Origin of the sequence: Halosimplex litoreum, assembly GCF_016065055.1 — an archaeon.
GTDB lineage: Archaea > Halobacteriota > Halobacteria > Halobacteriales > Haloarculaceae > Halosimplex > Halosimplex litoreum.
Genome location: NZ_CP065856.1, coordinates 308,378 through 322,558, shown reverse-complemented (window position 1 = coordinate 322,558; position 14,181 = coordinate 308,378). Strand labels below are relative to the sequence as shown.

General features: G+C 69.2%; 13 protein-coding genes. 4 read left to right on the top strand and 9 right to left on the bottom strand.

Annotated features, from left to right (window positions below):
- The first annotated feature begins 89 nt into the window (after nucleotides 1-89).
- Nucleotides 90-2,252, top strand: a complete 2,163-nt coding sequence (gene purL, locus I7X12_RS01585) for a phosphoribosylformylglycinamidine synthase subunit PurL (RefSeq protein WP_198062144.1) — start codon at nucleotides 90-92, stop codon at nucleotides 2,250-2,252.
- A 60-nt stretch (nucleotides 2,253-2,312) separates the two neighbouring features.
- On the opposite strand, the gene I7X12_RS01580 is transcribed toward purL, so the two are convergent.
- The 3 genes from I7X12_RS01580 to I7X12_RS01570 all read right to left on the bottom strand — a co-directional run bounded on the left by I7X12_RS01580 (nucleotide 2,313) and on the right by I7X12_RS01570 (nucleotide 4,350).
- Nucleotides 2,313-2,519, bottom strand: coding sequence for a hypothetical protein (locus I7X12_RS01580; protein WP_198062143.1), 207 nt, complete (start codon nucleotides 2,517-2,519; stop codon nucleotides 2,313-2,315).
- Between the two features lie 178 nt (nucleotides 2,520-2,697).
- On the bottom strand, nucleotides 2,698-3,885 hold the full coding sequence (locus I7X12_RS01575) for a hypothetical protein (RefSeq protein ID WP_198062142.1): 1,188 nt from the start codon (nucleotides 3,883-3,885) through the stop codon (nucleotides 2,698-2,700).
- A gap of 78 nt (nucleotides 3,886-3,963) precedes the next feature.
- Nucleotides 3,964-4,350: a hypothetical protein gene (locus I7X12_RS01570; protein ID WP_198062141.1), complete on the bottom strand. Its 387-nt coding sequence runs from the start codon at nucleotides 4,348-4,350 to the stop codon at nucleotides 3,964-3,966.
- Nucleotides 4,351-4,505: 155 nt separating this feature from the next.
- Here I7X12_RS01570 and I7X12_RS01565 point away from each other — a divergent pair, with 155 nt between their 5' ends.
- Nucleotides 4,506-5,105 carry a YbhB/YbcL family Raf kinase inhibitor-like protein gene (locus I7X12_RS01565; protein WP_198062140.1) on the top strand — a complete coding sequence of 200 codons (600 nt, stop codon included), beginning with the start codon at nucleotides 4,506-4,508 and terminating at the stop codon, nucleotides 5,103-5,105.
- A gap of 12 nt (nucleotides 5,106-5,117) precedes the next feature.
- Here I7X12_RS01565 and I7X12_RS01560 read toward each other — a convergent pair whose 3' ends face one another.
- From I7X12_RS01560 to I7X12_RS01545, 4 genes are all read right to left on the bottom strand, one after another.
- On the bottom strand, nucleotides 5,118-5,321 hold the full coding sequence (locus I7X12_RS01560) for a DUF7550 family protein (protein WP_198062139.1): 204 nt from the start codon (nucleotides 5,319-5,321) through the stop codon (nucleotides 5,118-5,120).
- 75 nt (nucleotides 5,322-5,396) lie between these two features.
- Nucleotides 5,397-7,955, bottom strand: a complete 2,559-nt coding sequence (locus I7X12_RS01555) for a beta-mannosidase (RefSeq protein ID WP_198062138.1) — start codon at nucleotides 7,953-7,955, stop codon at nucleotides 5,397-5,399.
- A gap of 60 nt (nucleotides 7,956-8,015) precedes the next feature.
- Complete coding sequence (coxB, locus tag I7X12_RS20820) at nucleotides 8,016-10,847, bottom strand: cytochrome c oxidase subunit II (protein WP_198062137.1); 2,832 nt, start codon at nucleotides 10,845-10,847, stop codon at nucleotides 8,016-8,018.
- Nucleotides 10,848-10,954: 107 nt separating this feature from the next.
- Complete coding sequence (locus tag I7X12_RS01545) at nucleotides 10,955-11,374, bottom strand: DUF6789 family protein (protein ID WP_198062136.1); 420 nt, start codon at nucleotides 11,372-11,374, stop codon at nucleotides 10,955-10,957.
- Between the two features lie 162 nt (nucleotides 11,375-11,536).
- On the opposite strand from I7X12_RS01545, the gene hisF reads away from it, so the two are divergent.
- Nucleotides 11,537-12,352, top strand: a complete 816-nt coding sequence (hisF, locus tag I7X12_RS01540) for an imidazole glycerol phosphate synthase subunit HisF (protein ID WP_198062135.1) — start codon at nucleotides 11,537-11,539, stop codon at nucleotides 12,350-12,352.
- A gap of 1 nt (nucleotide 12,353) precedes the next feature.
- Nucleotides 12,354-13,247, top strand: a complete 894-nt coding sequence (locus I7X12_RS01535) for a hypothetical protein (protein WP_198062134.1) — start codon at nucleotides 12,354-12,356, stop codon at nucleotides 13,245-13,247.
- Between the two features lie 39 nt (nucleotides 13,248-13,286).
- On the opposite strand, the gene I7X12_RS01530 is transcribed toward I7X12_RS01535, so the two are convergent.
- Together I7X12_RS01530 and I7X12_RS01525 are read right to left on the bottom strand one after the other, a co-directional pair.
- Nucleotides 13,287-13,481, bottom strand: a complete 195-nt coding sequence (locus I7X12_RS01530) for a hypothetical protein (protein WP_198062133.1) — start codon at nucleotides 13,479-13,481, stop codon at nucleotides 13,287-13,289.
- A gap of 129 nt (nucleotides 13,482-13,610) precedes the next feature.
- Nucleotides 13,611-14,099, bottom strand: coding sequence for an HTH domain-containing protein (locus I7X12_RS01525; RefSeq protein ID WP_198062132.1), 489 nt, complete (start codon nucleotides 14,097-14,099; stop codon nucleotides 13,611-13,613).
- Nucleotides 14,100-14,181 lie beyond the last annotated feature (82 nt).

Sequence of the window (14,181 nt, the reverse complement as noted above, 5' to 3'; positions counted from 1 at the left end):
GGCGAGGCGGACGGGTCGACGACGGGGCTCGGGGGACGGTCCGCCGCGCATGGAAAGCGATTTAGCCGGCCGGGAGCCACCCTCCGACAATGAGTCTCACCGATAGCGACCACGACCTGGTGGTCGAGGAACTGGGGCGGGAGCCGACCCGCGCCGAGGCCGCGCTGTTCGAGAACCTCTGGAGCGAACACTGCGCCTACCGCTCCTCGTGGCCGCTGCTCTCCGCCTTCGACAGCGAGGGCGACCAGGTCGTCGTCGGCCCCGGCGACGACGCGGGCGTCGTCTCCATCCCCTCCGAGGGCGACGACGAGACCTACATCACGATGGGTATCGAGAGCCACAACCACCCCTCCTACGTCGATCCGTTCGACGGCGCCGCCACGGGCGTCGGCGGCATCGTCCGCGACACCCTCTCGATGGGCGCCTACCCCATCGCGCTCGCCGACTCCCTCTATTTCGGCGATTTCGACCGCGAGCACTCCCGCTATCTCTTCGAGGGCGTCGTCGAGGGCATCTCCCACTACGGCAACTGCATCGGCGTCCCCACCGTCACCGGCTCGACCGCCTTCCACGGCGACTACGAGGGCAACCCGCTGGTCAACGTCGCCTGCGTCGGCCTGATCGACGACCCCGACCGCCTCGTCACTGCCGAGGCCCAAGAGCCCGGGAACAAGCTCGTCCTCGTCGGGAACTCGACGGGTCGCGACGGGCTCGGCGGCGCCTCCTTCGCGAGCGAGGACCTCGCCGAGGACGCCGAGACCGAGGACCGACCGGCAGTGCAGGTCGGTGACCCCTACACCGAGAAGCTGCTCGTCGAGGCCAACGAGGCGTTGATCGACGAGGAACTGATCGAGTCGGCTCGCGACCTCGGTGCGGCGGGCCTGGGCGGCGCCTCCTCCGAGATGGTCGCCAAGGGCGGCCTCGGGGCGAACATCGAGCTGACGAACGTTCACGAGCGCGAGCCGAACATGAACGCGATGGAGTACCTGCTCGCCGAGAGTCAGGAGCGGATGTGCTACGAGGTCCGCCCGGAGAACGTCGACCGCGTCCGGGAGATCGCCGACCGCTACGACCTCGGTGCGTCGGTCATCGGCGAGGTCACCGACGGCAACTACGTCTGCACCTTCGAGGGCGAGACGGTCGTCGACGCGCCCGCGGAGTTCCTCGGCGACGGCGCGCCGTACAACGACCTCCCGGCCGACGAACCCGAGGAACAGGAGCGGGACCTCCCCGGAGACGTCGACCTGGCGGAGGCGTTCGAGGCCGTCGTCGGCAGTCCGAACACGGCGTCGAAGGAGTGGGTGTATCGGCAGTACGACCACGAGGTGCAGGTTCGCACGGCGACGCCGCCGGGCGACGACGCCGCGATCCTGGCCGTCAGAGAGGCCGGAACGGGGCTCGCGTTCTCCTCGGGCGCCGACCCCAACTGGACGACGGCGGCCCCCTACGAGGGCGCCCGCGCCGTCGCGCTGGAGAACGCGACCAACGTCGCCGCGAAGGGCGCGACCCCCCACGCCGCGGTCGACTGTCTCAACGGCGGCAACCCCGAGAAGTCAGACGTCTACGGCGGGTTCGAGGGGATCGTCGACGGCCTCGCCGAGATGTGCTCGACGCTGGACGTGCCCGTCCTCGGCGGGAACGTCTCGCTGTACAACGATTCGGTCGCCGGACCCATCCCGCCGACGCCGACGCTCGCGCTTGTGGGCGTCAAAGACGGGTACGACGCGCCGCCCCACGCCCTCTCCGGCGAGGGCGACCTCCTGCTCGTCGGCGCGCGCTCGCTGGAGGGCGACGCCGAGGCGCGACTCGGCGGCTCGGAGTACCTCGCACAGTTCGGGGGGACCGATCGCTTCCCGGAGTCGCTGGCCGACCCCGACGCGTTCGTCGACACGCTGGTCGACGTGGCGAACGACGACGCGACACTCACGACCCACGACGTGAGCCACGGCGGCCTCGCGGTCGCGCTCGCCGAGATGGTCTCGGACGGAGCCGGCGCCAGCGTCGACCTCGACGCGCCGTCGAAGGGGTCGCCCGCGGCGCTACTGTTCGGCGAGCAGGCCGGCCGCGTCGTGATCGAGACGACAGACGCGAGCGCGGTTCGCGAGGCCTTCGACGGCGTCGCCCCCGTATACGACCTCGGGAGCGCCGACGACTCCGGGACGCTCGACGTGGCGCTGGCCGACGGCGATCTGTCCTACGACGCCGCCGAGATCGCGGGCCTGCGCGACGTGATCGACCGCGAACTTGACTGAACGGGCTGTTCGCGAGCGGTCGGCGCGGCCCGTCGCTCCCGACGGTGACGGCCGCGCCGGTCAGACCGGTTCGACCTTGACGCCGCCGCAGTTCCCGCAGGTTCGGATGTTCATCGACGGGTTCTCGAAGTACTCCTTCCCACAGCTCTGGCAGACGTGACTCGGTTCCATCGACGCCTCCTCCAAGGATTTCCGATCCCTCGCCGCTCCGCCGTCGGTGTCCCTCCCGTCGCCGAACAGTCGCGTGATACGCTCCAGTAGTGGCATTCCTATCTCCCCCGTCGAACGTGGGTCTGCGACGGGAATAGGTGTTCGTGCAGTTACGTTTCGGGGTGCGTGTCAGGGAGTGTCTCGTTACGGGTTCGGAGCCTGCGGTCGCGAACCGACCGCGAGAAGATGCGAATGGACTCCGGGCCGGATCGCCCGCGCTCGACGGTACGGCGACTCAGCTCAGGGCCGAAAGGACCGACACGACGACGGCGCCGGCGGCGTCGGACGGGACGTAGTAAGGGACGAGCTGTGTCGTGACGCCGTGTGCGGCGTAGACGAGCGCCGGCGCCCAGATCGACCGGACTCGCTCGTAGGCGAGCGCGGCGACGCCGACGGCGACGGCGTAGCCGAGCGTCGCCGGTCCGGGATCGGGCCCGACGAGCGCGAACCCGACGGCCGCGACGAGGGCGCCGAGCGCGGCTCCCGCTCCGGCGGCGACGAGCGGCGACCGGTCGCGCGAGACGGTGCCTCGTTCGTCCCAGAGACGCCCGTACGCGACCGAGACGGCCAGCACCACCGCGACCGCGACGAGGGCCGCGACGAGGACGACGAGCCACCGGATCGGTGCCGCAACCGGGTCGAGGACCGACGAGAGCGCGATCGGAACGGCCGCGATCGCCCAGTCGACACCGAACGCCAGTAGCGTCACGACGCCGACGGCAGCGGCGGCCGAGCGGTGCCGACGGAGCGCGGCCTGGACGGCGCCGTTGAACAGCAGCGCCGTCCCGGCGGCCGTGACCGTCACCGGGACGACGGTCGTCAGGAGTAGCGACGAGACCGAAGGCGCCGTTCCGTACCGGAACGCCGCGAACGGCGCGTCGGGCCAGCCGGACAGCGATGCGCCGACGGTCACGAGCGCGGCGCTCGCGGTGACGACGGCGACGGCGAGCGCGGTCACGAGCCAGCCGTCGTCGGTCGGCGGGTTCGTCGCCACGTCGAGGTCGGCAACGCGGGCGTAGCCGAACGTGAGACCGCCGACGGCGACCAGGTATCCGCCCGACCTGACGACCGGCAGGGCCGAGACGCCGACATCGAGTCGTCCGAACGTCACGTGGACGGCGACGACGACCAGCGGGATCGCGGCCAGGGCCGCCTGGGTCAGTTCGTCCCCGTCGAGCCACTCGTCGCGTCCGGCCGCGAACGCCGCGGAGACGGCACCGAGGCCGGCGAGCGCGACGGCGCTGTACGCCAGGGTCACGAGCGCCGGCACCCTGAGGAGACCGGTAGCCGAGCGAAACACTCCGGTGGCGTAGCCGACGCCGAACCTCACGAGAACGAGGCCGGCCAGGAGCGCGAGGAGCGCGACGAATCCGGCGTCCGTCGGACCGCCGTCTGCGGAGCGTCGCTGGAGGGAAGCGCACACGGTCTCGAGTAGTCAACCGCTCGGCATAAGCTTGGGGCCAACGCGACGGCGGCGGGTACCGCCCTACGTCGCCGAGAGCTACGCCGACTCGCCGATCTCGGCGAGGGCGTCGTCGACCAGGTCGGGGACGTCGACGGACGCCTCGTCGTCGAGCAGGACGTGGAATCCGACGCTGTCGCCGGGATAGAGCGCGATCCCGATCCCGTCTTCGGTGATGCGAACCTCGGACCTGACTCGGCTACCGTACAGTTTCCCGCTCACCTCGGCCTGCTGGAGGTTGTACACGGCGTCTTCGTGCATCTTCTCCGGCGAGCGCGTGTCGACCTCGGCGACGAACCGTTCGAACCACTCCTCGCCGTAGAGGAACTCCGACTGCTCCTCGGTGAACCGCGTGATCGTCAGCAGGCTCTCGCCCGTGCGCTCGTGCAGACACTCGACCAGACCCTGGTACTTCGTCACACTCACGTTCGCCCGGATGTGAGTGGTGGTGAAAACCGTTCTCACGGACTTCACGCGCTGAGAGAGCCCCCCCGGAGTGGGGTCGCCCGACGTCGGTCCGGGCGGTGGGCTCCCGCGTCGTCGATCGAAGCTCCGATTACCGTGTCGAACGGAGATCGGGTATGCGACGCCGGGACGTACTCGCGACGGTCGCCGGCGCCACCGCCGTCGGTGTCGCCGGCTGTGCCGGGTCGGAGGCGGAGACCGAGACGCCGCGCGCGTTCCGCGTCTCCAGTCCGGCCATAGACCCCGACGAACAACTGCCTGCGCGGTTCACCTGCACCGGCGAGGGCGTCTCGCCGCCGTTCGTCGTCGAGCGCACGCCAGAACCGACCGCGGCGGTGGCGGTGACGGCGTCGTTCAACCAGGGGCCGATCACCGACCGGACCTTCTGGACGCTGTGGAACGTCCCGCCCGACCGCACCCGGATCCCCGCCGCCCTCCCGGGCGAGGCGGTCGTCGAGTCGCTCGGCGGAGCACGCCAGGGGCGCCCCGAAGGCGGAGACCCCGGATACCTGTCACCCTGCCCCCCGCGCGGGGAACCGTTCACCTATCGCTTTCAAGTGTACGCACTCTCCGAACGGCTGTCCGTCGAGGGCGGAGCGACACACGACACCGCGAGCGAGGCGATCGGCAACGCCGTCCTCGCGAGCCGGCGGTTCTCCGTCGAGTACACTCGGCCGTCGTCGGATCCGGACGCCCAAGCGGAGTCGAACGACTGAGATCGAGTGCCTCTAGACCACTGCGATCGGCAGGACGAACGTGAGGGCGACGCCGACGAGCACGACGGCGACGCCGACACCCACGTCGCGACCGGTGTACTCGCTCTGCGGTGCCGTCGAGCGCAGCGGCGGTTCGCCGGACGGGAGGTCCTTGTTCGCGGGGTCGTAGTCCGGGCGGTCGTGGTCGTGATGTCCGTCGTCGTGGTCGTCGGCCATGGACGCCGATTCTTCCGGGGGCCACCTTAGCGTGTCGGAACGGGCCCGCCCGACCTGAGCCGTTCGGCTGTCCCGTCAGTACGTCCCGCGGAGGTGGCGCACGGTCAGCTCGTCTTCGAGTTCCGCCTCGACGAGCGCGTCGCGGCGGCCGTCGTAGGCATCGAAGGTGAGCGTCCGAACCTCACCGGGCGCGAGGTGGAAGAAGTCGTCCGAGAACGCGCCGGCCATCGTCCCGGGGTCGAGTTCGACGAACAGCGCCGCCTTCTCGGCGGTGACCGTCACGTCCGCACCGTCGACCTCGACGGAGAGGTCGGTCTCGGGCAGGTCCAGGCGCTTGTAGTCCGCGAAGAAGGTCGTCGCCGGATACGAGTCGAGGGCGTCGGCCGCGCTGGCACCGTCGTCGCTCCCGCCGTCCTCGAACGCCGCGCGGACCATGACCTCGCTGGTGTCGACGCCCTCGGGCAGGTCGTCGCGGTCGACGGTCGCCAGTTCGGCGCTCTGGTGGGCGTCGATGTTCACCGCGACGGTCTCCTCGTGGACGAGTTCGCCGTCGAAGGTGAGGACTTCGAGCGCCACGTCGCCCGAGAGGCGCTCGGTCTCGTCGCTGGTGACCCACAGCGTCTGTGCGGTCACGTCGCCCCAGTCCCCGTCTTCGGGGTCTTCGGCCTGAGCGTTGTCGACGCCGTCGCGGCCCTCGTAGCTCGGGTGAAAGGAGAGGAGGACGGGCGCGAACTGCCGGCGGGCGGCGTACTGCTGGGCTTTCCACTTGCCGTCGTACTCGACCGAGGCCCACGACGCGACGGGCCAGAGGTCGTTGAGTTGCCAGTACAGCGCGCCCATGGTCGTGGGTTTGCGCCGGCGCCAGTGCTCGATGGCCGTCGACATCGCCTCGGCCTGCAACAGCTGCGAGAGGTAGACGAAGTCGTCGAAGTCGAAGGGGAAGCGGAAGTAGTCGGCCATCCGGCGGAGGATGGTCGTGTTGCCGCCGGGGTTGCGCTGGTGGTGCTCCATCGTCGGCGAGGTCGGGTTGAAGTCCTCGGGGTCGAGGACCGTGCGCAGCGAGTCCGTCGAGGGGAACGACTGGTAGCCGAACTCGGATACGAACCGGGGGTTCGTAGTGAGATAGTCCTCGAACGGCTGGCCCCGGTGCCACACGTCCCAGTAGTGGATGTCGCCTTTCTCGAAGACGTACGGTTCGAGTTCGTCCGGGCCGCTGGAGGGCGAACCGGGCCAGTAGGTGCGGGAGGGGTCCTCCTCGCGGCAGGCCGGGCCGACCGTCTCCTCGTAGAGGGCGGCGTAGTCGTCGAGGTGCTCGGCGTGGTGAGGGTGGTCGACGAACCAGTTCTGTGCGGCCTCCTCGTTCTCGTTGTTCGCGCACCAGACGGCGATCGAGGGGTGATTGGCGAGCCGGCGCACCTGGTAGCGGACCTCCTGCTCGACGGTGTCGAGGAAGTCGTCGTTCGCGGGGTGGAGCGAGCAGGAGAACATGAAGTCCTGCCAGACGAGGATGCCGTACTCGTCACAGAGGTCGTAGAAGACCTCCTCCTCGTAGTAGCCGCCGCCCCAGACTCGGAGCATGTTCATGTTGGCGTCGGCGGCGCTGCGGATCAGATGCTCGTAGCGCTCGTCGGTCACGTCGCCGTACAGCGGCGCGGTCGGGATGGTGTTGGCGCCCTTGGCGTAGACGGGTTCGCCGTTGACCTCGAAGTAGAACGATGTCCCTACGTCGTCGGGTTCGGCGACCAGTTCGACCTCGCGGAAGCCGACGCGGTCGGCGATTTCGTGAGCGTCGGGGCCGTCACCGACCCGCACGGAGAGGTCGTACAGCGGCTGGTCGCCGTAGCCGTTGGGCCACCACAGGTCGACCGATCCCTCGTCGACCGAGACCGTCACCTCGACCTCCTGTTCGCCCTCGTCGAGGTCGACGGACTCGGTGCGGACGGTGTCGGCCACCTCGACGGTCAGGTCGTAGCTGCCGGCGCTCGGGGCGTCGACGCCCGCGCGGACGGTCAGGTCGATTCCGTCGCCGTCGTGGTCCTGTTCGGTCTTGGTGTAGCGCACGCGCGGTTCGGAGTAGGCGAGGATGGAGATGTCACGGTAGATGCCCATCGTCGGGAGACAGGGGCCCCAGTCCCAGCCGTAGTGACACTGGGCCTTCCGGACGAACGGCCGACCGGGCTGGTCGACGGGATAGCGGATACACGGCACCTCGTAGGGGTACTCGGCGGCCCGTTCCTGGCCGTACTCGACGGGCGAACGGAAGGCGACGGTGACCTCGTTGTCGCCGGGTTCGAGGGCGTCGGCCACGTCGAACTCGTTGCCGACGTGCATGTTGACGGACTCGCCGACGACCCGGCCGTTGACCGAGACGGTCGCGACAGTGTCGAGGCCGTCGCACTGGAGGACGATCCGCTCGTGGTCGAGCAGGCGCTCGTCGACGGTGACGGTGCGGCGGTAGGTCCAGTCGGACTTCCCGACCCACTGCACGTCGAGTTCGTTGTCCTCGACGAACGGGTCGGGGATCGCGTCGGCCGCCAGGAGGTCCGTGTAGACGCCGCCGGGCACCGCGCCGGTCCGCCACTCCCCGCCCTCGCGGCGAAACTCCCACTCGCCATCGAGTGAACGTTTCTGCATACTGCCGTGTCCGTACCGGCGAGTAAAACCCTGCCGTCCCCGGAAGTCCGGGCCGGCGGTTCACCCGGTTCGAGCCGACGGACGCTCGATCGTCGCGTTTCCGGCGGTGGCGTTCCCTTCGGCGTACGTGCTCCCTCCGGTCGCCTCGCTCTCGGCGGCGAGGGCGTCGACCCGCTGGCGGTACCGTTCGGGCGAGACGACACTCAGTGTCGTCCGCATCCGGGAGTGGCCGACGCCGCAGAACTCCGCGCAGTACAGCCGGTAGTCGCCGGGGTCCAGCAGCCGAGTGTGGAGGAGGTTCCACTGGCCGGGGAAGGCGTCCTGTTTGAGTCCCAGCGCAGGGACGTGAACGGAGTGTAACACGTCCGCTGCACGCACCTCGAAGTACACCGGCCGGTCGGTGGGCGCGTAGATCACGTCGGTACTCTCGACCGTGACGTTCGCCGCCGGGTAGCGGACGTCGTAGGAGAACTGCTCGGCGACGATCTCGATCTCGACGGCGTCGGCGGGCCGTTCGCCGGCCGGCTCCGGCGACGCGGTGACGAACGGTGAGCCGAGCACGCCGTAGGAGACGACGGCGACGAACAGGAGGACGAACGCTGTCGCGACCGTCCAGCTGATCTCCAGCGTGGTGTTCTCGGGCGTCGGGATCGCGACGCCGCCGCGGAACCGGACGACCGCGTAGATCAGGAGCCCCTCGACCAGTAGGGCCAGGGGAACCGCGACCAGCAACAACCGCCGGTTGAGCGTCCGGATCAGCGCCTCCGTCGTCGAGTCGAACCCCGTCAGCGGGAGCAGTAGGCGCCCGGCCACGACGAGGAGGGCGATGGCGACCGTCACCGCGCCGACGAGTCGGAGCGCCCCTCGCCCGCCGATCGCGTCGTCGCGGGTCGACCGGTCGAGGGCGCTCGCGCGGTCCCGTTCGGTCGGTACGTCGTCGGTGGGCGAGTCGTCGCCCGGACTCCCGCTGTCGACGGGCGGGTCGTCTTCGGGAGTCCCGTCGTCGGCCGGCGCGCCGCCGTCGGTCCCGGTCTCGCTCTCGTCGCTTTCGTCGTCCTCGGGTGCCACGTCCCCGACAGCGGGCGCGCGCTGGGTCGGACGGCCGGCGGGGTGGTGCCACTCGCGGGCGCGCTGACCGGTCTCGGCGAGATTCCAGACGTCGTCGTCGGTGACCGGTGGGCCGACACGGTAGGACTGCACCATGTTGAACACCCAGAGGACGGCTGCGAGGCCGATCAGGTACGCGCCGGCCGAGGAGACCTGGTTGAGCAGCTCGAACACCTGGGGGTAGCTGGCGTATCGCCTGGGGAGCCCGTCGGTTCCGGTGACGAGCATCGGGATGAAGGTGACCGCAGAGCCGACCGACAGCACGACCGCCTGGGCGACGGCGACGGGTCGGTTGTACCACCGGCCCGTTATCATGGGGAACCAGTAGTAACAGGCCGCGAACATGCTGAAGGGGATGACCCCCATGATGATGAGGTGGAAGTGGCCGACGACGTAGTAGGTGTCGTGGACGACGAGGTTGAACGGGATCGCGGCCAGGAACACGCCGGTGATCCCGCCGACGACGAACAGGGCGAGGCCGCCGAGACAGAACAGCATCGGCGCGGTGAGCCGTATCCGCCCGTTCCACAGCGTCGCGATCCAGTTGAACGTCTTGACGGCGCTGGGGACGGCGATGGCGATCGAGACGAACATGAAACTGGCCCGAACGCGCGGGTCGATGCCCGTCGCGAACATGTGGTGGGCCCAGACGCCGAAGGAGAGGACGCCGATGGCCAGCGTCGAGTAGACGACGAAGCGGAAGCCGAACAGCTTCCGACCGGCGAACTTCGGCATGATGTAGCTGACCAGGCCGAAAGCCGGGAGGACGAGGATGTACACTTCCGGGTGGCCGAAGAACCAGAACAGGTGTTGCCAGAGGATCGGCCCCCCGCCCTCGCCGACGGCGAAGAAGGTCGTGCCGACGACTCGGTCCAGCAGGAGCATGACCATCGCGCTGCCCAACAGCGGGAACGCGAAGAGGATTATCCCCGACTGGGTGAGGATGTTCCAGGAGAACAGATCGAGGTCGGCCCAGCTCACCTCGTCGCCGCGCTCGGAGACGATGGTCGCGATGAAGTTGATCGCGCCCATCGTCGTCGCGACGCCGCTGAGGTGCAAGCCGAGCAACAGCAGGTTGACCTGCTGGTTGGGGTCCTGTATCGACAGCGGCGTGTACATCGTCCAGCCGATCCCCGGCGGTTCCAGCGCCAACAGCGGGTCGATGACGGCGGCGAGGCCGCCGAACGGCGCCATCGCGTTCGGTGGGAGGAGTCCGAGCGCGCCTTCGAGGGTCTTGCCGATCAGTTCGGTGACGATCCCGGCGCGGGCGATCAGCAACGCGGGAGGGAGCAACCAGAACGCGAGGGCGTTGATCCGCGGGAACGCCATGTCGTCGGCGCCGATGAGCAGCGGGATGACGTAGTTGGCGATGCCGGCGAACACCGGTGCGGCGAAGAAAAACAGCATCGTGATCCCGTGGGTCGTAAAGAGAGCGTTGTAGGTCTCGGCGTCCCAGACGGAGACGGTCGACGTCAGCAGCTCCGTCCGCATCATCATCGCGTCCATCCCGCCCCAGAGACCGGCGATAGTCCCGAACGCCAGGTACAGCAGGCCCACGTCGCGGTGGTCGACGGTCGTCAGCCAGCGGCGCGGACCGAGGGGCTTCGTCCGCATCGTCCCGCCGTCGGTGGTCGGTGTGGCGTCGGCGGAACCGCCGTCGACAGGCTGGCCGGCGGACGCGTCTCCTCGTCCCCGGGAGTCGGCGAAGGGGTCCGTTCGGTGCCAGACGGCTGCCACGAGGATACAGGGGGCGATCACCGCGAGGGTCGAGAGTAGTGCGGACATGGGGCCCCGGGTGCTGTCGAGTGTTGCGAAAGCGGCGGGAAAAGTATACGTCGGGCATCGTCCGGTCGGCTCGACTTACCCGCCGATGGGGTCGACCTAACGAGCGCCTACGCGTGTTCGTCGGCGAGGCTCGCGTACACCGCACCGAGGACGAACCCGTAGACGAGGTGGGCGATCAGCGTGAACGCGACGAAGAGGACGACGATCGCGCCGGTGACGTCGCCGCGGCCGACGATCGCGAAGGCGATCCACAGCGGGAGCGCGAACAGCATGCCCGCGACGGCGGGGTCGAGATCCAGCGGGACGTACGGCTTCAGACTCACGAACAACAGCGGCCAGGCGACGGTCCCGACCAGGACGTAGACGAGGAAGCCGGCGAAGAGGTTGTCCGGCACCCGAACGAACCGGGCGATGGCTGCGAAGATACCGATGGCGTAGCGGGTCTGGACCTCGAAGATCGCCAGTGCCGCCGACATGACCATCGTCCCGACGGCGCCGGCGGCGACCGCACTGACTGGCCGGTTCATCGTCCGGGCTATCGCCGATCCGCCTCAAAAGTATTCTCCGGATACCACCGGGCAGACCGGTCTCGCGGTCGGGCAGCGTCGCGTAGTCGGCGCCGGGCTCGGAGCGGCCGGCCGGGGAGAGCGGATACCTTTTGCCACTCGCCGCCCGAGTCGTACGTATCGATGGGACTGACGAAGCGGATCATCCCCTGTATCGACGTCGATCTCGACGACGACGGGGAGGCGGCGGTGTACACCGGGGTGAACTTCGAGGACCTGGCCTACACGGGCGACCCCGTAGAGATGGCCAAAAAGTACAACGAGGCCGGCGCGGACGAGTTCGTCTTCCTCGACATCACGGCCAGCGCCGAGGGCCGCGAGACGATGCTCGACACCGTCTCGCAGGTCGCCGACGAGGTGTTCATCCCACTGACCGTGGGCGGCGGCATCCGCACCCGCGAAGACGTCAAGGAGACGCTCCGGGCGGGCGCGGACAAGGTGTCGATCAATACGGGCGCGCTGGAGCGCCCGGAACTCATCACCGAGGGCGCTCGCGCCTTCGGCAACCAGTGTATCGTCATCAGCGTGGACGCGCGACGGCGCTTCGACGAGGGCGGCGAGCACTACGTCGAGGTCGACGGCGAGTCCTGCTGGTTCGAGTGCACGGTCAAGGGCGGCCGCGAAGGCACCGGCACGGACGTGGTGTCGTGGGCCGAGGAAGCGGAGGAACGCGGCGCGGGCGAGCTGTTCGTCAACTCGATCGACGCCGACGGGACGAAAGACGGCTACGACGTACCGCTGACGGCGGCGGTCTGTGACGCCGTCTCGACGCCCGTGATCGCCTCTTCTGGCTGTGGCGGCCCGGAAGACATGCAAGAGGTGTTCACCGACGCCGGTGCGGACGCGGCGCTGGCGGCGTCGATCTTCCACTTCGACGAGTACTCGATCGACGAGGCGAAGGGCTACCTGGACGACCACGACGTGCCCGTTCGACTGTGAGATGAGCGAGGGCGACAGTCCGGACGGCGCGGACGGTGCGAGCGGGGCCTCCGGGACCGACACCGGTGGGTCGGCCAAGTGGCGCTGCGCGTGGTGCGACAAGCCGCACGAGCGCAACGACCCGCCGTGTGACAACTGCGGCCACCACAAGTTCGAGAAGGCCGTCGTCCCGGTCGCGCCCGAGGACCCCGACCACGAGCGCGAACCGGTGTGGGTCTGTCCGGAGTGCGGGCGAGTCCACCAGAAGAACTCGCCGCCGTGCAGTCGCTGCGGGAACGCCGAGCTGGAGCGGACGATTCCCGACGAGGCCGACTACGCCGAGGAACTCGGCGGGACCTCCTACCTCGATCTGCTGAACGCCCGCTACGCCGTCGGGCTGGCGTTCGCGCTAGTCGCCGGGACGGTCCTCGTGCTCGCGCTGCTGGGGATTATCACCCTCCCCGGGATGGACAGCGTGCCGGGCAGCGCGAGCGAGTATCGCGGCGTCGACCTGGGCGAGACGGAGACGGCGTTCGTCGCCGAGTTGAACGACCGACGAGCCGGGGCGGGACTGGGCGAGTACGAGCGAAACGGGAACGTGGACGACGCGGCCCGGCTGTACAATCAGGGGTGGGTCAGCGAACTCGCCGGTACCGGGTCGCGACCGAGCGACGAGCGGTTTGGGCGAGCACTCGACGGTACCTGCGGCGAGCAGATCGGCAGACTCACCGTGTTCGACCGCTCGTTCGGTGAGGACGACGCGGCGCTCGACTCGCCCGACGCGCTGGCCGGAGCGCTGGCCGACGGCTACGCCGCAGAGGCCGGCGGGTTCGTCGAACCCGAGAACCAACTGGTCGGCGTCGACGTCCACGCCGGCCCCGAGGACGCCGTCTACACGACTGTAGTCGTCTGTTGAGGCGTCGTCACCCGAGCGCTCGGGGGCGGGGCCGAGCCGTCACCGCAGTCGGCGGGCGATTCGGAGCGCGACCGACGTGAGCGTGCCGAGCCCGGGCACCTTCGAGGAGAGCGCCGCGGCGGCGACGAGGAGGGCGCCGCTCTTGGGGCGGCCGCGTGCGAACGCCAGCGCGGCGTCGACGAGCGTCGAGACGATACCGAGCTTGTTCAGCGAGCCCGCGGTGCGGTTTGCCATTGCCTTCGGGAGGAGGGGCGTCGGATAGATGTGTCGCGCCCCTGCGAGCGCAGGGGTGGGCAAGCGACGGCCGGCGGCGCGTTCGCTACCGCTCGCCGGTGAGAGAGCGTGAGTGACGGGGGAGACCGGTCAGTCGGAGAGGATCGATACGTCGCGGGACTGCTCGACTGCGGCCGGTTCGCCGCGCTCGAGGCGGTCGAGGCGGTCCATGATGGTGTGGACTTCGTCGCCCGCGGTACAGGGGGCGACGTGGCGCAGTTCCTCGCCCTCGTACTCCGCCAGGCCCATCACGGGGAGGACGATGGCCGAGTAAGGCTCGTCGGTCGCGTCGTTGGCGACGTCGTGTTTCTGGTAGAACGACTCCAGCGAGACGTTGTTCGACAGCGCCCACTGCTTGAACTCCGCGACGCGATTCAGGATGTACTCGCCTTCCTCGGTGCGGGCACCCGTCGAGTCGCGTGCGATCTGTTTGCCCCAGACGATGACCGAGTACCCCTCGATCTCGCCCTCGGCGTCGAGGCGTTCGAGACGGTCGACGACCGCTTCCTGTCGATTGTGGGCGCCGTCCGGAAGCAGCGACCGGACGTACAGTTCGATCCGCGGCTGTGTCCCCGTCATCGTACACTATCCAGTGAGCGGGGAGATGAAAAAACTTCTGCTGTTTTTCCCGATTTGCCCATGTTTGTGTTTGTCATGCCGC